Below are 20,750 nucleotides of genomic sequence, written 5' to 3' on the forward strand. Positions count from 1 at the left end.
CCGGGGTCTCCACGCTGGAGGTATTCAGATGAGGACCACTCCGGCCTGCGTGAGTCTCCGCGGGGGCGTTGACGGTGCCGGCGACGGAGAACGGGGCGCCCCCGCCGGGCCTGAGGCGGACCGCCCGGTCATGGTGGTGCTGCGCGGGTTGGGACTCGGTGACCTGCTCACCGCGGTCCCCGCCCTGCGTGCCCTGCGCCGCTCCCACCCCGGCCACCGGATCGTGCTGGCCGCGCCTTCCACGCTGGCGCCCCTGGTGTCGCTGATCGGCGCGGTGGACGAGGTGTGCGACGTGTCGGGGCCCGGTCACGTACCGCCGCTCGGCCGGCGCGTCGACGTCGCGGTCAACCTGCACGGCGCCGGCCCGCGCGGCATCGCCGCGCTGCACCGCACCGGCCCGGCCCGGCTGCTGACCCACTCCCACCCGGCCTTCCCCGGCGCGCGCGGACCGGCCTGGCGGGACGGCGTGCACGAGGTGCGGCGCTGGTGCGACCTGCTCGCCTGGTACGGCATCACGGCCGACCCCACCGAGCTGGGGCTCCGGCGCCTGGCCTCTCGCGAGGAGGAGTCCCGGCCCGTCGTCATCCACCCCGGGGCCGGGTACCCGGCCAGGCGCTGGCCGCCGGAGCGGTTCGCGCTGGTGGCCGCGGACCTGCGGAGGAACGGGCACGAGGTGGTGGTCACCGGGAGCGCGGGGGAGCGGGACCTCGCCGAGCGGGTGGCCATGCTCGCCGGGCTGCCGCCTTCGTGCGTGCTCGCCGGGCGCGCCGGGCTGCGCGAGCTGGCCGCGCTGGTGGCCAGGGCCAGGCTGGTGGTCTGCGGGGACACCGGGGTGACCCACCTGGCGGCCGCGTTCGCCACGCCCTCCGTGGCGCTGTTCGGCCCCGTCGCACCCGCCGTGTGGGGACCTCCGGAGACGGGACCGCACGTCGTTTTGTGGGCGGGCGGCCACGGCGACCCCTACGCCTACCGGCCCGATCCGGGTCTGCTGGAAATCGGCGTCCGGGACGTCCTCGGCGCCGTGGCGCGGCTGCTGGAGGCGGCACCCCCGGCGTGGCGCGGGTCAGGCCTGGCCGTGGGCGTCGGCACGGACCAGGCGCAGAAAGGCCTTGAGCCCGGTGATCCGGCGCTCCAGGGCCTCGTCGCCGTTGCGCAGGGCGGCGCCTAGCGTCTCGACGTCGTCCCGGAGCCGCTCGGCTGACCTGGTCAGCGCGGTCACCTCGGCGGCCGGGTCGTCCACCCTGGCGGCGAGCGAGACGATGTCCTCGCGGGGGTGGTGGGCCTCGCTCATCAGCGTGGTGACCCGCTCGCGCAGGTGGGACAGGTAGGCGCCGGCCGGACGGAAACCATCGGTCGATCTTCGCGAAGTGGCGGCCGTACCGCTTCGCCTTGTACTCCAGCATGTTCACGAACTGTGACCAGCCCGCGTCGTGCACCGACTTGGCCAGCCTCGTACGCGCCAGACCCGACACGGCGAGGTTCTCCACATACACCGCTTGGCTATCGCGAATGATCTGAGTGGAGAGCTTGTGTGCCCAGTCGCGGCGGGTGTCGGCCACGCGGGCGTGTGCCTTGGCGACCCTCAGCTTGGCCTTGGCCCGGTTGGCCGACCCCTTCTCCTTGCGGCTCAGCGCTTTCTGTGCCTTGCGGAGCTTCTTGGCTGCCCGCCGCAGAATGCGCGGATTGTCGATCTTCCGGCCGTTCGACAGGACCGCGAAGTGTGTCAACCCCAGGTCGATGCCGACCTCGCCCGGCGTCTCGGGCAACGGCTCGTCTGAGGTCTCGACGGCGAACGAGGCGAAGTACCGGCCCGCCGCGTCCTTGACCACCGTCACCGACGACGGCTCCGACGGCAGCGAACGCGACCAGCGCACCGCAACGTCGCCGATCTTCGGCAGGCACAGCTTCCCGCCCGCCGTGACCTTGAACTTGGCGTTCTTCGTGAACCGGATCGCCTGCCGCGAATCCTTACGCGACCGGAACCGGGGCGGGCCGACCTTGCGGCCCTTGCGCTTACCGGTCAGGGAGGCGAAGAAGTTGCGGTAGGCGGTGTTCAGGTCGGCGAGGGCCTGCTGAAGCACCACCGCCGATACCTCGCAGCCATGCCCGCTGCGGGGTCCGCTTCGCGGCGGTGAGGCGTTGGGACAACTCCGTATCGGAGACATAGGCCAGGTTCTGCCGGTGGGCGTCCTGGTGCGCGCGCAACCCGTCGTTGAACACCGTCCGCGCGCACCCGAACGCCCGCGCCAGCGACTGGCGCTGAGCGGCGGTCGGGTGGAGGCGGAAGTTGTACCTGAGCTGCACGCCGCGATCCTAGCCCTGCGTCTATGACCGAGTATGGGGATATCAGAACAGGCAGGTACTGCATTTTCGTCCTGCATGATCATTTGGTTTTCGTGACGAAGTTCCGGCATCGGGTATTCACAGGCGGCCACCTGGAACGCATGAAGCAGATCATGCGAGACGTGTGCGCCGACCACGCCGCGACCACCGTGCTGACGAGCGCGACCAGGAAGATCCACTATTTCAAGACCCGAGGATCTCGAAGATCGCCAAGCCGGGGGAGAGCGTACGCACTCAGCGGCGGCTGAGCACTCCTACTCAGGTTCGCGCCCGCCGTATCTCCAGACGATCTCCCTGTCCACCCGGTCGCCGGTCGGTACCAGCCCTGCCCCGCGGGCCACGGCCGACGAGGCGGCGTGGTCGGGATGGATGGTGGCGACGACGGCCGTGCCGCGTGCCCTGAGCCAGTCGACGAGGGCGACCGCGGCCTCCCCGGCGATGCCCCGGCCCTGCCAGCGGGTGCCCACCACCCAGGCCACGGCCGCGTGGTCACGGGTCACCGTCGCCTGGACGTAACCGACCAGCCGATCCGGGCCGTCGAGGTGGATCACCCAGTTGAGCCACGACTCGTCCCGGCCCGGTGGCGGCCCGGCGACCAGGCGGGCGTAGCGGTCGCGGAGTCGTTCGGGGGTCTCCGGAGAGCCGCCGATGAAGGTGTGCAGGGCCGGATCGCCGAGCACCTCGGCCATCTCGGCCGCGTGGCGCACCGCCAGCGGTTCGAGCCTGAGCCGGGCGGTCCTGATGGTTTCGGTGTCCATGGCCGGACGAGTGTCCCACGGCCGCCGATCGGTCCGGGGTCGACGGTGCGCGGGCCTCCTCGGCGGAACCGCGGCGCCGGAACCGCTCGCGGTCAGGCGGGGCTGACGGAGCGGTCGACGCTGCCGGGGGCCAGGACGTGTTCGATGACCATGACGGCGGCGCCGATCACGCCCGCGCGGTCGCCCAGCTCGCTGCCGGTGATCGTCAGATGCTGGGTGGCCAGCGGCAGCGACCGGCTGTAGATGACCTCGCGAAGGCCGGCGAGCACCTGCTCCCCGGCTTCGGAGATGTCGCCGCCGACCACGATCACCGAGGGGTTGAAGAAGTTGACGATCGAGGCGAGCACGTCGCCGACCTCGCGGCCCGCCTGCCGGATGAGCTGGACGGCCTGGGTGTTGCCGCCACGCACCAGACGGACCACGTCGCGGCTGTCCTCGGCGGTCACCCCGGCCGCGCAGAGTTTGGCCGAGATGGCGGCGCCGCTGGCGACGGCCTCCAGGCAGCCGACGTTGCCGCAGCGGCAGACGGTGTCGAGGGCCGAGGCCACCTGGATGTGGCCGATGTCGCCCGCCGCGCCCTGGGCGCCCCGGTGCAGGCGGCGGTCGCTGATGATGCCGCAGCCGATGCCGGTGCCGATCTTGATGAAGATGAGGTGGTCGGCCTCGGGGCGGGCGGCCCAGTGCTCGCCCAGCGCCATGATGTTCACGTCGTTGTCGACGAGGACGGGCGCGCCGAGGCGCGAGCCGAGCCATTCCGGAACGGGGAAACCGTCCCAGCCCGGCATTATCGGCGGGTTGACCGGGCGTCCCGAGCTGTGCTCGACCGGGCCGGGGAGGCCGACGCCGATGCCGCAGATCTCGTCCGGGCGGTGGCCGGTCTCGGCGAGCATCTCCTCGAAGGTGCGCTGGAGCCAGCCGAGCGTCTCCTCGGGGCCGCGGTCTATCGGCACCTCGGCCGTGCGCTCCGCCAGAACCGTGGTGCCGAGGTCGGTGACCGCCACCCGGGCGTGGGTGGCGCCGAGGTCGGCGGCGAGGACGACGCGGGCGGTGCGGTTGAACGCGAAGGCGACGGCGGGCCGGCCTCCCGAGGAGATGGCCTCCTCGGTCGGCACGATCCACTGCCGGCTCAGCAGCGCGTCGAGACGCTGGGCCAGCGTGGACCTGGCCAGCCCGGTCAGCTGGATCAGCTCGGCCCGTGTCCTGGCCCGACCGTCGCGCATGATGTTCAGAAGCGCCCCCGCGCCGGCGATCGAGCCGTTCGCTTCGCTAAGCATGCGCACAGTCAACACTCCTTGTTTCCGCCACGTCAAAGCGGCTTACGCCCTAAGCCTGCCCCATTATGCCTATCGGTGATTTTCTTTTGCTTAGTCATCGGCATAAGGGAGCCTACGTGCCCGCCGGGGGAGGGCCGGCCTCTCAGCGCCCGGAGTCCCCGCCCGTGTCCCCGCCCGTCGCGCCGGAGGCCCGGCCTAGGCGCCTGAAGAAGGCGGCCACCGCGTAGGGGTCGATGGGGTCGGTGAGCAGGTCCAGCATCTCCTGCCGCCGCTCCGGGGCGACCTTGAACGGGTGGCCGAACACGTGCGGGCCCGCCCCGTCGCTCAGCAGCCGGGTCAGCATCAGGTCTCCCGGCAGTGCCTGCCCGGAGAGCAGCTCGTCGGCCAGCGTCACCCGCCCCCCGTCGCCGTCCCCGCCTCCGGCGGCGGCCACGGTGATCTCGTCCCCGGAGACGTCGAGGACCTCCCACAGGCGCAGCGGCGTCCGCCGCCACGACTCCAGCAGCCTCACCTCGTCGTCGCGCAGCCACTCGGCGCGCGCGTCCAGGAACTCGCCGACCACGTCGTTCTCGAACAGGGCCAGGTCCGCCAGGGCGGGCTCGGCCACCCGGACGCTCAGCGCGACCAGGTCCTCGATCAGCCGCCTGCGGGCCGGGCGATAGGCGTACGCGAGCAGCTGCCGGTACAGGTGCGCGGCGCGCTCGGGCAGCGGGGCGCCCGGATCGGTGCGGCACGCGGCGTACTCGGCCGCGTCGCGCACGGCCGGAGCCAGGCCGGGGGAGAGGGAGAGCACCTCGGAGATCAGCCCGGACGCCTCGAACGAGCGGCCCTCGCCCTCGGCCGACCTGGCGATCAGCAGCAGCGCGGCCGGTTCGGTGCGGGGCAGTGCCGAGGCCGGCGCCGGGCCGAGCGGCTCGCGCTCCACCTCGTCGGCGATCCTCGCCAGCACCGTCTCGGAGCGGGACAGGTAGGTGACGGCCTTGGAGAGGTCGGCGCCCTCGCTGTAGGTGCGCAGCGCGCTGCGCACCAGGGCCAGCCTGATGATGTCCAGCGGCGCCAGGTCGGCGACCGACGCCGTGTCCCACGGCGCGCCCACGATGCCCACCCTGCCGCCGTGCACCTCCAGCGAGGCGTTGCGCAGCAGCGGGGAGAGCGGCGGCAGCGGGTCGGCGAAGGTCTCCGGAGCCTTCATCAGCAGCTCCAGGACCACCACGTCGACCGGCACGCCCGGACTGGGCTCCAGCCCTTCCGCGAAGGCGCGCAGCGCGTCGAGGGCCTGCTCCCCGAACTCCTGGACCACCCGCATCACCCGCTCCGCCGGAACGTCGTCCAGCTCGACGGCCGACAGCTCCAGGACGCCGTCGCGCAGGCGCAGCGCGATCACCTGCTCGGGTTCCAGGTGGGCCAGCCAACCCTCGGGGCCGGTCAGGACGGGCTCTCCGGTGTCGAGGGAGGTCAGCACCCGGCCGCCCCCGGCCAGCGGCACCCCGTCGCCGTCGGCCAGCCGCGCCCACAGCCGCAGGTCGTCGGAGGCCGGCAGCACCCCGCTCGCCAGCTCGGCCCGGGTGACGAGGTGCGTCAGCACCGCGCCCTCGCTCAGCCTCAGAAGGTCGCTCATCACCCCATTGTTCTCGACGTCCGGACATGGCGACGCCGCCCTCCCCGCCACGAGGTCGTACGTGCTCGTGGCGGGGAGGGCTTCCGGTACACCTCCCGGGGGCTGTTTGGGGCGGGGGATCCCCGGGGCTCGTGTGCCCGGTGTGTTCCCCGCCGGACTCGATCGGGTCCGGCGGGGAAGGCCCTTACGGCCTGGTCAGGCCGAGGGTGTAGGAGCCGGAGCCGCTGTAGGCGTGCACCCGTACGCGGTAGGTGCCCGCGGTGCCGCTGTAGGTGAAGGCCTCATCGGGGTTGGGAGAGGTCCCGCTGGCCACGGTCGTCCAGGTGGAGCCGCTCAGCTTCTGCAGGTAGGCGTCGTAGTCGGTGCCGTTGGGCCCGTCCAGGCAGACGCGGTGGACGCCCGCGGCGGCGCTGTAGCCGGCGGTGCCGGGCTGGTAGGCGTTGGCGTTGGACGTCAGCGAGCCGGTGTAGGAGCTCTGGTAACCGGTGCACCCGGTGGGCGGCGGGGTTCCGTTGGTCACCAGGGTGAGCCCGTACGCCGACAGGATCTCGTTGATCGGCTGGTGGTAGGTGGTGCCGCCGACGGTGCAGTTGCCGGAGCCGCCGGAGGTGACGCCCTGGGCCTGGCTGCCGGAGATGTAGGAGCCGCCGGAGTCGCCGGGCTCGGCGCACACGGTGGTGCGGGTCAGGCCGGTGATGGTGCCCTCGGGGTAGGTGACGCTCGTGTTGTGCTGGCTGATGGTGCCGCAGCGGTACTGGGTGGTGGAGCCGGAGCGGCAGATGGAGCTGCCCACGACCTGCTGGGTGGAGCCGGCCACCGGAAGGATGCCCGCGCTGTAGCCGTTCACCACGCCGGTCGGGGTCCAGTTGGAGTTGACCGCGACCCACGCGTAGTCGTTACCGGGGAAGGACGAGCCCTGGAAGGTGCCCTGGGCGACCTGGTTGTAGCCCTGGGTGGCGGTGCCGGCCGTGCCGCAGTGGCCGGCGGTGGCGAAGCCGCCCTGGCTGCCGCGGGTGACCGAGAAGCCGACCGAGCAGCGGCCTCCCATGTAGAAGGCGTCGCCGCCGCGGACGTCGTAGAGCGGCTTGGGCTTCTCCTGCGAGGCCTCGACGCGGACGAGCGACCTGTCCACGCCGCTGCCGTCCACGAACGCCTGCGCCTCGGCGACGTCACCGGCCAGCACGACGACGCTGTTGCTCCGCACGTCGACGTACCAGGACGGGATCGACTTCGGCGCGGAGGCCACGAGCTGGTCGAGGCGCTCCTTGGCCGTGTCGAGCGTGGCCAGGGAGTTCCTGAAGAGCTTGACCTCCGCGCCCGACGTGGCGAGCGAGGCGATCTTGGTGGAGTCGCTGGTGGCGATCACGAGGTTGGAGGTGGGGCCGGTCACCCAGGCTCCGGCGAAGGAGGTGCCGAGCCGTCCGCGGAGGGCGGGCTCGACCTTGGCGGCGGCGGCCTCGTTGATCAGTCGAGCCGAGGCCTGCTCGCTGGTGCCGCCGAGGTCGCGCCGGATGGCGTCGACCAGGCCCGGAGCCGGCTTGGCAGTGGCCTCCACCAGCGTCCGGGCCTCGGCGAGGGTGTAGGGGGCGGTGGCGGTCTCGCCGGGTCCCTGGTGGGCGATGGCGGGGGTGGCCACCATGGCGACAGCGAGCGCGAAGCCCGCTGTCACGGCACTTCTGCGGAGCATGGGTTCTCTCCTCATGTGGGGGGTGCCGTCAAGGTAACGGTGTACACATGAGGCGCGCCTCTACCGAATGTCCCCTATCGTCACGTTATGGACAGGTGCCCAACCCGGGGTTCTCCGTCAGCCACGCGGCATATCGTCTGCTCCGCCCGACCGCGTCGGAGTGCGCGGCCTTCGCGTGTTCGAGGATCGCCGTGGCGGCTCCGGCGGTGGCCGCCTCCGGGTGCCAGCCGAACAGCTGCCGCCAGCGCAGCGGGGTACCGGCGAGCGGCACCAGCTTCAACCCCTCGGCGGGCTGGAAGGTCGCCTGGCAGAGCGCGGCGGCGCGGCCGACCTTGGCCAGGTGCATGCAGGTGGCCACGTCGGTCTCGTAGATGGTCTTGGGGGTGAAGCCGGCGCGGGCGCAGGCCGTGGCGAAGCAGTCGCCGAAGCAGCTGTCGCCGGGGGTGACGGTCCACTGCTCGTCGGCCAGTTCGGCCAGTTCCACCTCCTCTCTGTCGACCAGCGGATGGTCCTCGTTGAGCAGTACGAAGACCGGGTCGGTGCCCACGGTCGACCACACCACCGGTCCCTCCACCGGTGGTGGGCTCTCCCCGCAGGCGCCGATGAACGCGAAGTCGATCCGGCCCAGCATCACCATGGTGGTGAGCTCCTTGGCGGACCAGGAGGTGTGGGTGCTCACCGGAGTGGACGGCCAGGCGGTGGCGAGGCGGTCCATCAGGCCGCCGAGTATCGGGCCGTTGGTGGCGCCCAGCCGGTAGCTGGGGACGTCGGCGTTCGCGTTGGCGAATCGAAGCGCCTCCTCCTGGAGTTCGCGGGCCGCGGGCAGTAGTACCAGCGCGCGTGACAGGACCAGCTCCCCCAGGGGCGTGGGCCGCGCGCCGTTGTGATCGCGTTCGAAAAGAGCTCCCCCGAGAACCCGCTCTATCCGTTTGAGCTGTGCTGTCAGTGCGGGTTGGGCCAGTCCGAGGTGGGTGGCGGCCTTGGTGACACTACCGGCCTGTGCCACCGCGCGCACGATCTTGAGATGTCGGAGCTCGAGATCCATACCGGGAACGTAAGGCCGCCACGTTATGCCTGCAATGCAAACTTGTCATGAAATATGACTCAATTTTGTCGAATCGTTCCAAATAGGGTTCTGGTCCGGAAATACGGGGTGACTTGGGGTGACCGTTGACGCCTGCCGGGGCCGAATCCGGAAGGTCACGATTTCCATGGTCGAGAAGCCGGTGCCGGTGTCCGGCATCCGAGATTCCCGCGATTCGGATTTCACCCGCATTTCGGACGCCGGGCCCACCGATATCCGGCGGCCGGGACTCCCGTACGGGCGCGGGAGAAGGAGGCGGACGCGCCGATGCGCGCCACGGGCTCACCGGGGGCACGCGGGTCCGGCGGCGGCCGGGGCCGCTCCGCCTCCCGGCGCCCCGGGGGCCGATGGCCCCGCCCGTCGCCGGGGAGATCCTCGGCGGTGAAACCGGTCAGGGGCCGGAGCCGCCCCGGGGAGCGGCCCGCCAGGAGGCGACGAGCCTCTCCAGCTGTGCCACCGGGGAGGGCGCCCCCGGACGGTTGTCGATCTCGTCGTGCGGCACGACGGGTGGTTCGTCCACCCTGATGGCCCGCAGGTAGTCCTCGAAGCGGCCCAGCTTGCCCGCGTCCCTGGCGAGCCCTCTGGCCTCCAGCCGGGAGCGCAGCGCCGCACCGTCCGAGCGGACCCAGAGGAGGTGTACGGGCGGCCCGCCCAGCCGCCCGACCCAGCGCTCCCACACCGCCGCGTCGTGTACCTGGGTGGTGAAGGGGCCTTCCAGCATCACCGGGCAGCCGTGCGAGCGGATCTGCCGGGCGACCTCGGTCAGCCCGTTGTATTCGTAGCGCTTGATGTGCTGGTCGTACCAGGGGCCTTCGCGTTCCCCGTCGTCGCGGCCGTGGGCGCGGAGGGTGGCGGCGACGAAGCCGCCGTAGACGGTGTCCTTGTCGAGCAGCGCGGGAGGTGGGTCGAGCAGCGCCAGCAGCGCCGCCGCGACCGTCGACTTCCCCGCTCCCGGCGGGCCGCTCACCACCCAGAGCGGCGCCGCCCCGTCCGCGCCCACGTCGTTCTCAGTCCTTCCAGGCCCTGGCCACGCTCTCCGCGACGGCGGGCGCCTGGGCGAGGCCGGCCTGGAAGGCGGGGCGCCACAGGGCCGGGTCGAGGACGTTGGCGCCGAACACGGCGACCGAGGCCTCGTCGGGGACGATGTGCGCGACCGCCGCGTCCCCCAGTTCGGCCAGCTCGGCCTCGAAGCGCGCCCTCGGTGAGACGTGCGCCAGCGGTTCCAGGATGACCACGGCCGAGCTGCCCGCCGCCAGGTCGGCGTTGGTCGCCGAGCGCACCCCGCCGTCCATGTAGCGGCGCCCGCCGATCTCCACCGGCGGGAACACGCAGGGGACCGCGCAGCTGGAGGCGACCGCCGACACCAGCGGCGCCCCCGAGTCGCGTTCCCAGACCACGAACTCGCCGGTCGCCGCGTCGACCGCGGTGATCAGCAGGCGGCGCTCCGGCCACTCCTTGACGGGCAGCCGGTCGCCGATCGTCTCGATCCTGGCGCCGGTGTCCCGCACGGCCAGGGCCAGCTCGCCGACCCTGCGCCGGGCCTCCCGCGGTTCCAGGGACGGGTCGTACAGCACGCCGAAGGCGGCCATGACCGCCTCCATGTCCACCGCGGAGACGGTCGCGGTCTCGGTGTCCGCCTGGACGCCGACCGAGCTCTCCAGGTCGACCTCGGTGGCGACCAGCGTCCCGACCACCGAGCCGGCCGAGGTGCCGACCACCAGGTCGGCCTCGCCCAGCTCCAGTCCCGCCTTGCGAAGACCCGTGATGATCCCCGCCTCCCAGGCGATGCCCGCCACGCCTCCGCCACCCAGCACCAGTGTTCTCGTCATGCGGCCTATTCTTACCCGAACATCCCTCTGGAGCCGAGGGGGGACGTTTTGACGCTCCGGGCTTCGAGACGGGCGAGCTCCCGTGAACGGTGTGCCACCCGATAACCTCGATGTAAGTTGAGGTCAGGGTAGACTGCGGCATGCCCAACAATCCGGAGATAACCGTCGGTCAGCTCTCCTCGCGCAGCGGGGTCGCCGTCTCCGCCCTGCACTTCTACGAGTCCAAGGGCCTGATCCGCAGCCGCCGCACCACGGGCAACCAGCGCCGCTTCTCCCGTGACACGCTGCGCAGGATCGCCTTCATCCGGGTCTCCCAGCGGGTCGGGATCCCGCTTCGGACGATCCAGGAGGCGCTGTCCGCGCTCCCCGACGGGCGGACCCCCACCAGGGAGGACTGGGCGAGGCTCTCGGCGATGTGGCAGGACGAGCTCGACGACCGGATCAGGCAGCTCGAACGTCTCCGGCACGGACTGACCGAGTGCATAGCCTGCGGCTGCCTCTCGCTGGACCGCTGTGCGCTGGCCAACCCCGACGACGTGGCCGCGGCGAGAGGGCCGGGTTCGCGGCTGATGATCGCTTCCCGCCGGGAGTGCGCCACCGACTGTGATCCGGAGTAGGTCCCGGAAGGCGCCACGTGCGGGACGCCCGCGTACGCCGCGCCCTCCCCGCGCGGCACGCTGCGGCCGGACACTTATTTGTTAGTTGCCTGTTCAAACTATTGACGGGGCGGGGTCCGGCGTGTGAACCTCTGGGCGTTCATGCACGCGCATCATGGGCGGTCGAAGGTCAGGGTCCCGTCACCTGATCGTGCATGGCGGTTTGTCCGTTGCATTGCGAAGGGAAGCCGTACATGCGAAGAAGGCTGTTCAGCATGCTCACCGCCGCGGCGGTGGCGTGCGCGTCGGTCGGCGTGGCCGTCGCGGGCGGGGTCGCTCCGGCGTCCGCGTCCGGGACCGCTGCCGCCGCTGCCGCCGCCGAGACGTACACCTGGAAGAACGTCAGGATCGACGGTGGCGGGTTCGTGCCGGGGATCGTGTTCAACCAGAAGGAGAAGAACCTGATCTACGCCCGCACCGACATCGGCGGCGCCTACCGCTGGGAGCAGGCGAGCAAGACCTGGACTCCGCTGCTCGACTGGGTGGGCTGGGACAAGTGGGGCTACAACGGCGTGGTCAGCCTGGCCACCGACCCGGTGGAGACCAACCGGGTCTACGTCGCCGCCGGGATGTACACCAACAGCTGGGATCCCAACAACGGCGCCATCCTGCGCTCCGCCGACAAGGGCGCGACCTGGCAGGCCACGGCGCTGCCGTTCAAGCTCGGCGGCAACATGCCCGGCCGGGGCATGGGTGAGCGGCTGGCCGTCGACCCCAACAGGAACAGCATCGTCTACCTCGGCGCGCCCGACGGCAACGGCCTGTGGCGCAGCACCGACAAGGGCGTGACCTGGGCCAAGGTCGCCTCCTTCCCCAACGCGGGCAACTACGCCGCCGACCCCGCCGACCCCAACGGCTACCTCAGCCACCGTCCCGGCGTGGTCTGGGTGACCTTCGACCCGTCCTCGGCGACCGCGGGCAACACCACGCAGAAGATCTACGTCGGCGTCGCGGACAAGGCGAACACCGTCTACAGCTCCGCCGACGGCGGGACCACCTGGACCAGGGTGGCCGGCCAGCCCACCGGCTACATCGCGCACAAGGGCGTGCTCGACCACGTCAACCACACGCTCTACATCGCCACCAGCGACACCGGCGGCCCGTACGACGGCGCCAAGGGCGACGTGTGGAAGCTCAACACGACCACCGGCGCCTGGACCCAGATCAGCCCGGTCCCCTCCAGTTCGGCCGACGACTACTTCGGCTACAGCGGCCTCACCATCGACCGGCAGAACCCCGGCACGATCATGGTCGCCACCCAGATCTCCTGGTGGCCGGACGTCATCTTCTTCCGCTCCACCGACTCCGGGGCGACCTGGACCCGCGTCTGGGACTTCACCTCCTACCCGAACCGTAGCTTCCGCTACACGATGGACGTCTCCTCCTCGCCGTGGCTCACCTTCGGGGCCAATCCGCAGCCGCCGGAGACGACGCCCAAGCTCGGCTGGATGACCGAATCGCTGGAGATCGACCCGTTCGACGGCAACCGCATGATGTACGGCACCGGCGCCACGCTCTACGGCACCGAGGACCTGAAGAAGTGGGACACCGGCGGCCAGTTCACCATCAAGCCGATGGTGAGGGGACTTGAGGAGACCGCGGTCCTCGACCTGATCAGCCCGCCCTCAGGAGCTCCGCTGGTCAGCGGTCTCGGCGACATCGGCGGCTTCCGCCACACCAACCTCGACGCCGTACCGCCCATGATGTTCACCTCGCCCAACTTCACCTCGACGACCAGCCTCGACTACGCCGAGACCAACCCGTCGATCATGGTCCGCGCGGGCAACTTCACCGACTCCGACCGGCCGAACGACAGCCACGCCGCGTTCTCCACCGACGGCGGCGCCAACTGGTTCCAGGGCGCCGAGCCGAGCGGGATCAACGAGGGCGGCACGATCGCGGCCGCGGCCAACGGGTCCAGGTTCGTCTGGGCGCCCAAGGACGTGGGCGTGCACTACTCGGTCGGCTACGGCAACTCGTGGACCGCCTCCACCGGGCTCCCGGCCAATGCCGTGGTCGAGTCCGACCGGGTGAACTCCAACACGTTCTACGGCTTCAGCGCCGGAAAGTTCTACGCCAGCACCAACGGCGGCGCCTCCTTCGCGGCCACCGCCGCGACCGGGCTGCCCACCGAGGGCAACGTCAAGTTCAAGGCGGTACCCGGCCGCGAGGGCGACATCTGGCTGGCCGGGGGGTCGACGACCGGTTCGGGCATCTGGCACTCCACCAACGGCGGCACGTCGTTCACCAAGCTCTCCAATGTCACGAGCGCCGTCAACATCGGCTTCGGCAAGTCCGCCACCGCCTCCGGCTACCAGGCGCTGTACGCGGTCGCCACGGTCGGCGGCGTCAACGGCGTGTTCCGCTCCGACGACGCCGGCGCGAGCTGGGTCAGGATCAACGACGACCAGCACCAGTACGGCAACGCGGGCGAGGCGATCACCGGCGACCCGCGCGTCTACGGCCGCGTCTATCTCGGCACCAACGGCCGCGGCATCCTGTACGCCGACAACGGCGGGGTCGTCCCGCCGGTCGACACCGTCCCGCCGACCAAGCCGGGCACCCCGGTCGCCTCGGCGATCACCTCCTCGGGTGCGGCGCTGTCCTGGACGGCTTCGACGGACGCCGTCGGGGTGAGCGGTTATGACGTCTACCGTGAGGCGGGGGCGACGGATGTCAAGGTGGGTTCGCCGGCCTCGGCGTCGTTCGCGCTGACCGGGCTGACCTCCGACACCTCGTACACCTTCTACGTGATCGCCCGGGACGCCGCGGGGAACAGCTCGACCGCCTCCGGCCCGGTGACCTTCAGGACCCTCACCGGGCCGGTCGGCGGCGGCTGCACCGCGACCTACACGGTGTCCAACTCCTGGCCTGGCGGCTTCCAGGGCGAGGTGACCGTAAAGAACACCGGCACCTCGGCGACCACCGGCTGGACCGTCAAGTGGTCGTTCCCGAACGGTCAGACGATCACCCAGCTCTGGAGCGGCGTGCACACCCAGACCGGCGCCGACGTCACCGTGAAGAACGCGAGCTGGAACGGCGTCCTGGCCGCCGGAGCCGCCACGTCGTTCGGCTTCGGCGCCTCCTGGACCGGTACCAACGGCGTTCCCTCCAACGTCACCTGCACCGCCCCCTGACGGCGCTTTCCGCGCCCCCGAACGGTGCTTTCTTGACGGCCTGGTCACCCCGGAAGGGTGACCGGTAAGGGAGACCTGCCGGGGTGACCCGTCGCCGAGGCCGGGGGGTCCAGGCTGTCGGACGCACCGGCGCTTCCGGTGCCCCGTGTGGAACCGCGGGGCACCGGGAGTCCGTACGGCCCCGCCCACGCCCCGAACGGGCCCCGGCGGGGCCGTTTCGCTTCCGCCGCTCCGGTGATGATTCGCGATGTAAGTGCTACCTGTCGTCCTATACGTTGTTCGCGGGTATATCCAGCCGAACGAGGGAGGTCGGGTATCGCGGCCTCCGCCTGGAGAACCCCATGGCCTCAGCCTTAAGGATGATGTAAGGCGTCAACGGCGGCCAGGCCGCTCGGCAGACCCTATTGTGAAGAAAACCGATTGTCCGGGGGAGAGTATGGCGGTCTCAGACGGGGTGTGCAGCCCTCAGGACGAGACGGGGCGCCCGTCGGAAACCGGCGCTCCAAACGAGATCGTTGACAGGCGGAGCGAGACCGGCGACGCCGACGTGCTGAAGGACGAGGCCGCCGAGCGGTCCGGTATCCACGGCTGGCTCGACGGGATCAGGTCCACTCGCACCGGACGTCTCACCCTGAAGGTCGTCATCGGCACCATCGGCGCGGTGCTGGTCATCGGTGGTCTCGTCATGGTGCCCTTCCCCGGCCCCGGCTGGCTGGTCGTCTTCGCGGGGCTGGCGGTGCTGGCCACCGAGTTCCACTGGGCACACCGGCTACTGGAGTTCGGCAAGCGGACCCTGTCGGCCTGGACGGCCTGGCTGGGCCGCCAGGGCTGGAGCGTCAAGATCCTGGTCGTCCTCGTCGCCGCGGCGACCGCCACCGCCATCGTCTACTACGGCCTCAAGCTCAGCCTCAACCTCGACCTGATCGTCGAGGCCCAGAGGCTCCTCACCCGATAGCCTCCCGGCGCCGGACCCCGCTCATGCGCACAGGCCTGCGAGGAGGGGCGGGTCACCCGTACCTGACCCGCCCGGCCCCGAGGCCCCTTCGGTGACGGCGACGGCGGCCATTCCGACCGGTAATGACGCGGTACGTACGGGCAGCGGAACCGCACTCCCGGGAGTTTTACCCGGACTCGGCCACCTCGTTATCATCCCTGGATGTGACTCTCCGTAGTGTCTCCACGTCCGATCCGCAGGGACGGATCGGCAGAGACGAATAAGGAGAGTGACGTTCGATGCGCGCCCTGTCCTCGATGTTGGCCCTGGCGGCCGCCGGAGCCGTCGCCCTGACCGGCACCCCCGCCCACGCCGATGACGTCAACCTGTCCGCGAGGGTGCAGCCCGGCGAGGAGGTGTTCCTCACGCCCGAGCTCGTCCCCGGGAAGCAGTACAACGGAAACGTGCTGGTCAAGCTGGACAACAACAGCGTGCCCGTCAAGGTCAAGGTCGGCAACTGCCGCGGCCGGTACATCGGGTCGGTGCCGATCGCCGCCGACGACCACGCCGCGCACGTCGCCGCCAGCACTCCCCAGCCCGCCCAGTGCATCCGCTACCGGGTGAAGAACATGGGTGACACAGCGGCCGCCATCACGGGCACCGGCTACTTCTAAACCAGCCGGGAGTATACCGGGCGAGAACGGGCGTGTACGTGGCGACGCCGCTCCTGCCTGGCTTCTTTCCGCGTCGAGCGGGGTCGTTCGTTTCTTGCGGCCTCGCTCTTCGTGGTGTTCGGCGCGATGCCGTGTGTCGCGGTGGGGCTGCTCCTGTCCGGCTTCTCTCCTCGTCGAGAGGGGCGTTCGTCGGCCTGAGACCCCGGATCGTGCCGGACTTCCAGGAGAAACGGACGCATGACTCCTTTTACTATGAAGTAGGGCGCCGTTTTGACAGGGTGAAACAGGGCAAGCGGTGCCATGTCAGTATGAGTCCGCCTGAATCCTGTGCGTTGATGCGGGCCTGATCATGAAGATGCATAGGGTGATCACATGCCTGCCACGCTGAGTACCACGAAGACCAAGGCCGCACTGCGCACCTCGGCGCGCATCTCCGCGGAGATGCTGCTGGTCCTGCTGATGGGCGCGGTGGTCCTGTGGGTCGTGGGCCAGATGTGGTCCGTGGTCTGGCCGCTCATGGTCGCCCTGCTGCTCACCACACTGACCTGGCCGGTGACCCGTTTCCTGCGCCGGCACGGCTGGCCCCCCGCCCTGGCCGCGTCGGCCGTGACCCTGCTGTTCCTCCTGGTCGCCGCGGGCATCGTGGTCCTGATCGTCGTGCCCGTCGCGTCCCAGTCCGGAGAGCTGGCCACCGGCGTGGTCAACGGCATCAAGCAGGTGCGCGAATGGGCCGCCGGGCCGCCGCTGAACATCGGCAACGACCAGGTCGCCAGCGTGCTCGACACCGCGATCGCCCGCATCCAGGACAGCGTCGGCAGCATCGTCAACGCGACCGTGACCGGGGTGGGCGCCGTCGCCAACGGTTTGATCACCACCGTCCTCGCGCTCTTCCTGATGTTCTTCTTCCTCAAGGACGGTCCGCGGTTCCTGCCGTGGCTGACCCGCCAGCTCCCCGGCCGCCTCGCCGTGGACGTGCCGGCCGTGGCCGCACGCGGCTGGGACACCCTCGGCGCGTTCGTCCGCTCCCAGGCGTTCGTCGGCCTGCTCGACGCCGTCTTCATCGGCCTCGGCCTGTGGATCGTGGGCGTGCCGCTGGTGTTCCCACTGGCGGTCCTGACCTTCGTGACGGCGTTCGTGCCCATCATCGGTGCCCTGTTCGCCGGCCTCGTCGCCGTGCTCGTCACGCTGGTGTCGAACGGCCCGACGGACGCGCTGATCGTGCTGGCCATCATCATCGCGGTCCAGCAGCTTGAGGGCAACGTGTTCCAGCCGATGGTGCAGAGCCACGGCCTGGGCCTGCACGCGGCGGTGATCCTGCTCGCGGTGACGCTGGGCGGCAGCCTGGCCGGCATCGTGGGCAGCCTGCTCGCCGTACCGGCCGCCGCCCTGATCGCCGTGGTCTGGAAGTACCTGCGCGAACAGCTCAGCGACCCGCCCCGGGAGCCCGGAACCGACATGGCCGGACCGGCGGAGGAGCCCGGAACCGGCACGGCCGGACCGCCCCGGGAGCCCGGAACCGACATGGTCGCACCGGCGGAGGAGCCCACCTGATTCACAAGGGCCGTCTCACGTCCGTCACAGCGTGACCATGCGCCTGCCGATCCTCTCGGTTAACGCGTTGCGGTCACTCACCGGCGCCACGAGATCCTGTGCATCCACCCGCGGACCGTCCACCACCGCCTCCGCCGGGCCGCCGGACTCTTCGCCGGCCGGCTCGGCACCTCCGGCGACCGCTTCGAGCCGGAAGTCGTCCTCCGTGCCCGCGCCGCCGGTCTCACCCCGGCCGCGGGCTGACCCGGCTCCCGATCAGCGGTCCTGTCTCCCGTTCGCCGGGTTCCGGCTCGCGATCAGGTCGGTGACGCCGTCCAGGATGCGGTCCAGGCCGAAGGCCAGGGCGTGTGCGGGGTCGGAGATCGCATGATGGGCCTGGCCCGCGGCCTGGCCGACGCGGGAGGCGACCGGGAAGCGGGTGTCGTCCATGATCTTGTCGAGCAGCGGGGCGTTGGACAGCCACCACTCGACGTCGGTCATCCCGCTCTCCTGCTGGACCCGTGCCTGGTTGGCCGCGGCCCTGGCGGTGCTCTGCACGTGGCTGAGGACCAGGGCCAGCACGGAGTCCATCTCGACGTCCGTCAGGCCGACGCCGTCCAGCGGGCGTAGCTCGGCCTCGTACTTGAGCGACGCGTTCGGCCCCAGCGTGGAGCGGGCGTCGATGACCTGCAGCAGCCACGGGTTGCGCCGGTAGAGGTCCCAGTTGCGGGCGGCGACGAACTCCAGCGCGCCCCGCCAGCCGCCGGGCTGCCGGGACGGGGCGTCCACATCGGCGTACAGCTCCCCGTACGCGGTGTCGACCATGAGGTCGGTCAGCTCGCCCTTGCCGGGGACGTGGGTGTAGAGGGACATGGTCCCGGCCCCCAGTCGCTCGGCGACCTGGCGCATCGAGACCGCTTCGAGCCCCTCGGCGTTGGCCAGTTCGATGGCCGCCAGGACGATCGAGCGCACGGTGAGCCCGGAACGCCCCGGTTTGCTGTGCGAGCCCCACAGGAGCGCCAGGCTGCGTGCCGGGTCGGCGTCGGAAGCTTTCTTCGCACTCAAGGGAACAGTCTCCAGATTTTCGTCGTTGGGACCACCGTAGCCGAGCCGTACGATGTACGGTACGGTCTACGCCACGGAGGCGCGACGGCGCCGGGTGGGAAGACAGGCGAAACAGGGGTGAGACAGGTGGCTGTGCGAGCGACGGAGTTCGCGATCGCCGCGCACGACGTGCGCAAGAACTACGCGGGCGCCTCCGAGGGGGCGGGGCTCAACGGGTTCGACCTGGAGGTGGCGGCCGGAACGGTCTGCGGCCTGCTCGGGCCCAACGGCGCGGGCAAGACCACGGCGATCAGGATCCTGTCCACGCTGCTGCGCCCGGACTCGGGCCGGGCGAGCGTCGCGGGATTCGACGTCCGCACGCAGGCGCGGCGGGTACGCGAGCGGATCGGGCTGGTCGGTCAGTACGCGGCGGTCGACGAGATCCTCAGCGGGCGGCAGAACCTGGTGATGTTCGGCAGGCTGAACCACCTGCCGGCCGCCGGGGCGCGGAGGCGGGCCGACGAGCTGCTGAAGCGCTTCTCACTGGCGGATGCCGGGGCCAGGCCGGTCGGCGCGTACTCCGGCGGCATGCGCAGGCGGCTCGACCTGGCGGCGAGCCTCATCGTGGCACCCCAGGTGCTCTTCGTGGACGAGCCCACCACCGGCCTCGACCCGGCCGCCCGCCAGGAGGTGTGGTCGGCCATCCGCGACCTGGTCGGCTCCGGCACGACCGTGCTGCTCACCACCCAGTATCTGGAGGAGGCGGACCGGCTGGCCGACCGGATCACCATGCTCGGGGCGGGCCGGGTCGTCGCCGAGGGCACTCCCGAGGAGCTGAAGTCGGCCATCGGCGGCGACTGGCTCGACCTCGTCCTCGCCGATCCGGGGGACGTGGCCGGGGCGGAGGCGCTCGCGGCGCGGGTCGCCTCCGGCGGGATCCTGGTGGACGCCGAGTCGCGCCGGGTCAGCATCCCGGTCGCCGAGCGCACCCGGGCGCTCGTCACCATGGCCACCGCGCTCGGCGACGCCGGGATCGAGCCGGTCGACGTCACGCTGCGCCGCCCCACGCTCGACGAGGTCTTCCTGCACCTGACGGGCGGTGCCGAGCACACGGCCGCCCGTACCGGGGCGTCCGCGTGAACGCCGCGACCGCGCTCTCCGGCAGGGGCTCGGTATGGGCACCTCCGGCATGGACATCGCCGCCGCGCGCCCCGGTGAGTACGACGATCCCGACCCCCGACACGGAGGCATCCGCGTGAGCACGACGACCTCGACCCCGCCCGCCACCTCCCCGCTCTCCCGGTTCGGCTGGGCGCTGGCCGACTCCTGGACCATCACCCTGCGCGACCTGGGCCACTGGGCCCGCCGCCCGGGAACGGTCGCCGTCGGATGGCTCTTCCCGGTCATGATGGTGCTGATGTTCGGCGGCCTGTTCGGCGGCGCCATCGGCGTCCCCGGCGGGGGCGGCTACTTCGACTTCCTGATCCCCGGCATGTTCGCGATGACCATGCTCTTCGGCCTGGAGAGCACGATGATGGCGGTCACCACCGACGCGGCCAAGGGGGTGACAGACAGGTTCCGCTCGATGCCGATGAGCGCCTCGGCGGTCGTCATGGGCCGCGGGATCGCCGACATGCTCAACTCGGTGGTCGGGCTGGCCGTCATGATCGGGGCCGGGCTGCTGCTCGGCTGGCGTGCCGAGGGCGGCCTGACCGAGGCGCTGGCCGCGGTGGGCCTGCTCCTGCTGCTGCGCTTCGCCCTGCTCTGGGTGGGGATCTACATCGGCCTGGTCTCGGGAGGGCCGGAGGTGGTGACGTCGGTGCAGATCCTGGTCTGGCCGGTCGGCTTCCTGTCCAGCGTGTTCGTCGATCCCGCCACCATGCCCGGCTGGCTTGGTGCGATCGCGCAGTGGAACCCGCTCTCGGCCACCGCCACGGCCACCAGGAGGCTCTTCGACAACCCCGGCTGGGCGGGAGAGTCGTGGATCGTGCAGAACGCCACCCTCATGGCGCTCCTCTGGCCGCTGCTGCTGATCGCCGTCTTCCTGCCGTTGTCGGCGCACAGGTTCCGCCGGCTCGGCGGCTGACGGAGTCTTCAGGTCTTTGCGCGGCCGGGGGAGGTCCTGTTTCCCGATGGATCACAACGTCTGCCACCGCGAGAAGATGCTCCGCCTTTTACATCA

18 protein-coding genes and 1 pseudogene are annotated in these 20,750 nt (G+C 71.0%); 9 read left to right on the forward strand and 10 right to left on the reverse strand.

Features of this window, described 5'->3' with window-relative positions; translation table 11 throughout:
* The first annotated feature begins 28 nt into the window (after positions 1 to 28).
* Positions 29 to 1,168 (forward strand): glycosyltransferase family 9 protein, encoded by a 1,140-nt coding sequence (locus tag ACQP0P_RS14880; RefSeq protein ID WP_433376440.1) that lies wholly within the window; start codon positions 29 to 31, stop codon positions 1,166 to 1,168.
* Here the strand turns inward: ACQP0P_RS14880 and ACQP0P_RS14885 are convergent.
* Together ACQP0P_RS14885 and ACQP0P_RS14890 are read right to left on the reverse strand one after the other, a co-directional pair.
* Positions 1,064 to 1,291 (reverse strand): hypothetical protein, encoded by a 228-nt coding sequence (locus tag ACQP0P_RS14885; protein ID WP_433376443.1) that lies wholly within the window; start codon positions 1,289 to 1,291, stop codon positions 1,064 to 1,066. The genes ACQP0P_RS14880 and ACQP0P_RS14885 overlap by 105 nt on opposite strands.
* Before the next feature lie 40 nt (positions 1,292 to 1,331).
* Positions 1,332 to 2,304: pseudogene (locus ACQP0P_RS14890) on the reverse strand (RNA-guided endonuclease InsQ/TnpB family protein); the annotation flags it as partial.
* A gap of 23 nt (positions 2,305 to 2,327) precedes the next feature.
* Here ACQP0P_RS14890 and ACQP0P_RS14895 point away from each other — a divergent pair.
* Positions 2,328 to 2,591, forward strand: coding sequence for a transposase (locus tag ACQP0P_RS14895; protein WP_433376446.1), 264 nt, complete (start codon positions 2,328 to 2,330; stop codon positions 2,589 to 2,591).
* A 6-nt stretch (positions 2,592 to 2,597) separates the two neighbouring features.
* Here ACQP0P_RS14895 and ACQP0P_RS14900 read toward each other — a convergent pair whose 3' ends face one another.
* From ACQP0P_RS14900 to ACQP0P_RS14930, 7 genes are all read right to left on the reverse strand, one after another.
* Complete coding sequence (locus tag ACQP0P_RS14900) at positions 2,598 to 3,101, reverse strand: GNAT family N-acetyltransferase (protein ID WP_433376449.1); 504 nt, start codon at positions 3,099 to 3,101, stop codon at positions 2,598 to 2,600.
* Positions 3,102 to 3,193: 92 nt separating this feature from the next.
* Positions 3,194 to 4,375: an ROK family protein gene (locus tag ACQP0P_RS14905; protein ID WP_433376452.1), complete on the reverse strand. Its 1,182-nt coding sequence runs from the start codon at positions 4,373 to 4,375 to the stop codon at positions 3,194 to 3,196.
* 142 nt (positions 4,376 to 4,517) lie between these two features.
* Positions 4,518 to 5,993 (reverse strand): hypothetical protein, encoded by a 1,476-nt coding sequence (locus ACQP0P_RS14910; protein ID WP_433376455.1) that lies wholly within the window; start codon positions 5,991 to 5,993, stop codon positions 4,518 to 4,520.
* A gap of 184 nt (positions 5,994 to 6,177) precedes the next feature.
* Positions 6,178 to 7,680 (reverse strand): S1 family peptidase, encoded by a 1,503-nt coding sequence (locus ACQP0P_RS14915; protein WP_433376458.1) that lies wholly within the window; start codon positions 7,678 to 7,680, stop codon positions 6,178 to 6,180.
* Between the two features lie 85 nt (positions 7,681 to 7,765).
* The gene (locus tag ACQP0P_RS14920) at positions 7,766 to 8,725 is read right to left on the reverse strand and encodes a LysR family transcriptional regulator (RefSeq protein ID WP_433376461.1); all 960 of its coding nucleotides are present in this window, start codon (positions 8,723 to 8,725) and stop codon (positions 7,766 to 7,768) included.
* A 430-nt stretch (positions 8,726 to 9,155) separates the two neighbouring features.
* Entirely contained in the window at positions 9,156 to 9,764 is a 609-nt protein-coding gene (locus ACQP0P_RS14925; RefSeq protein WP_433376464.1) for an AAA family ATPase, read from the reverse strand.
* 7 nt (positions 9,765 to 9,771) lie between these two features.
* A complete protein-coding gene (locus tag ACQP0P_RS14930) occupies positions 9,772 to 10,593 on the reverse strand; it encodes a patatin-like phospholipase family protein (RefSeq protein WP_433376467.1) in 822 nt (273 codons plus the stop codon).
* A gap of 140 nt (positions 10,594 to 10,733) precedes the next feature.
* Between ACQP0P_RS14930 and soxR the strand changes: the two genes are divergently transcribed.
* The 5 genes from soxR to ACQP0P_RS14955 all read left to right on the forward strand — a co-directional run bounded on the left by soxR (position 10,734) and on the right by ACQP0P_RS14955 (position 17,545).
* Positions 10,734 to 11,210: a redox-sensitive transcriptional activator SoxR gene (soxR, locus tag ACQP0P_RS14935; RefSeq protein WP_433376470.1), complete on the forward strand. Its 477-nt coding sequence runs from the start codon at positions 10,734 to 10,736 to the stop codon at positions 11,208 to 11,210.
* 233 nt (positions 11,211 to 11,443) lie between these two features.
* Positions 11,444 to 14,386 (forward strand): cellulose binding domain-containing protein, encoded by a 2,943-nt coding sequence (locus ACQP0P_RS14940; RefSeq protein WP_433376473.1) that lies wholly within the window; start codon positions 11,444 to 11,446, stop codon positions 14,384 to 14,386.
* Between the two features lie 436 nt (positions 14,387 to 14,822).
* Positions 14,823 to 15,341 (forward strand): TIGR02611 family protein, encoded by a 519-nt coding sequence (locus tag ACQP0P_RS14945; RefSeq protein ID WP_433376476.1) that lies wholly within the window; start codon positions 14,823 to 14,825, stop codon positions 15,339 to 15,341.
* 278 nt (positions 15,342 to 15,619) lie between these two features.
* Complete coding sequence (locus ACQP0P_RS14950; RefSeq protein WP_433376479.1) at positions 15,620 to 15,994, forward strand: hypothetical protein; 375 nt, start codon at positions 15,620 to 15,622, stop codon at positions 15,992 to 15,994.
* A 372-nt stretch (positions 15,995 to 16,366) separates the two neighbouring features.
* Positions 16,367 to 17,545: an AI-2E family transporter gene (locus ACQP0P_RS14955; RefSeq protein WP_433376482.1), complete on the forward strand. Its 1,179-nt coding sequence runs from the start codon at positions 16,367 to 16,369 to the stop codon at positions 17,543 to 17,545.
* Between the two features lie 255 nt (positions 17,546 to 17,800).
* Here the strand turns inward: ACQP0P_RS14955 and ACQP0P_RS14960 are convergent, their stop codons facing one another.
* Positions 17,801 to 18,589, reverse strand: coding sequence for a TetR/AcrR family transcriptional regulator (locus ACQP0P_RS14960; protein ID WP_433376485.1), 789 nt, complete (start codon positions 18,587 to 18,589; stop codon positions 17,801 to 17,803).
* A 126-nt stretch (positions 18,590 to 18,715) separates the two neighbouring features.
* Here ACQP0P_RS14960 and ACQP0P_RS14965 point away from each other — a divergent pair, with 126 nt between their 5' ends.
* Both ACQP0P_RS14965 and ACQP0P_RS14970 read left to right on the forward strand, forming a co-directional pair.
* On the forward strand, positions 18,716 to 19,708 hold the full coding sequence (locus tag ACQP0P_RS14965) for an ATP-binding cassette domain-containing protein (protein ID WP_433376488.1): 993 nt from the start codon (positions 18,716 to 18,718) through the stop codon (positions 19,706 to 19,708).
* Positions 19,709 to 19,742: 34 nt separating this feature from the next.
* A complete protein-coding gene (locus ACQP0P_RS14970) occupies positions 19,743 to 20,654 on the forward strand; it encodes an ABC transporter permease (protein ID WP_433376491.1) in 912 nt (303 codons plus the stop codon).
* The last annotated feature ends 96 nt before the right edge of the window (positions 20,655 to 20,750 follow it).

The organism is Streptosporangium sp. CA-115845, from assembly GCF_050943795.1.
GTDB lineage: Bacteria > Actinomycetota > Actinomycetes > Streptosporangiales > Streptosporangiaceae > Streptosporangium.

Bases quoted from the DNA above. Each gene is read 5' to 3' on its own strand.
- ACQP0P_RS14970 (WP_433376491.1), top strand. From the start codon at position 19,743: ATGGGCACCTCCGGCATGGACATCGCCGCCGCGCGCCCCGGTGAGTAC.
- ACQP0P_RS14885 (WP_433376443.1), bottom strand. From the start codon at position 1,291: ATGAGCGAGGCCCACCACCCCCGCGAGGACATCGTCTCGCTCGCCGCC.
- ACQP0P_RS14880 (WP_433376440.1), top strand. From the start codon at position 29: ATGAGGACCACTCCGGCCTGCGTGAGTCTCCGCGGGGGCGTTGACGGT.
- ACQP0P_RS14895 (WP_433376446.1), top strand. From the start codon at position 2,328: ATGACCGAGTATGGGGATATCAGAACAGGCAGGTACTGCATTTTCGTC.
- ACQP0P_RS14905 (WP_433376452.1), bottom strand. From the start codon at position 4,375: ATGCTTAGCGAAGCGAACGGCTCGATCGCCGGCGCGGGGGCGCTTCTG.
- ACQP0P_RS14945 (WP_433376476.1), top strand. From the start codon at position 14,823: ATGGCGGTCTCAGACGGGGTGTGCAGCCCTCAGGACGAGACGGGGCGC.
- soxR (WP_433376470.1), top strand. From the start codon at position 10,734: ATGCCCAACAATCCGGAGATAACCGTCGGTCAGCTCTCCTCGCGCAGC.
- ACQP0P_RS14950 (WP_433376479.1), top strand. From the start codon at position 15,620: ATGCGCGCCCTGTCCTCGATGTTGGCCCTGGCGGCCGCCGGAGCCGTC.
- ACQP0P_RS14910 (WP_433376455.1), bottom strand. From the start codon at position 5,993: ATGAGCGACCTTCTGAGGCTGAGCGAGGGCGCGGTGCTGACGCACCTC.
- ACQP0P_RS14930 (WP_433376467.1), bottom strand. From the start codon at position 10,593: ATGACGAGAACACTGGTGCTGGGTGGCGGAGGCGTGGCGGGCATCGCC.
- ACQP0P_RS14920 (WP_433376461.1), bottom strand. From the start codon at position 8,725: ATGGATCTCGAGCTCCGACATCTCAAGATCGTGCGCGCGGTGGCACAG.
- ACQP0P_RS14955 (WP_433376482.1), top strand. From the start codon at position 16,367: ATGCCTGCCACGCTGAGTACCACGAAGACCAAGGCCGCACTGCGCACC.
- ACQP0P_RS14915 (WP_433376458.1), bottom strand. From the start codon at position 7,680: ATGCTCCGCAGAAGTGCCGTGACAGCGGGCTTCGCGCTCGCTGTCGCC.
- ACQP0P_RS14940 (WP_433376473.1), top strand. From the start codon at position 11,444: ATGCGAAGAAGGCTGTTCAGCATGCTCACCGCCGCGGCGGTGGCGTGC.
- ACQP0P_RS14900 (WP_433376449.1), bottom strand. From the start codon at position 3,101: ATGGACACCGAAACCATCAGGACCGCCCGGCTCAGGCTCGAACCGCTG.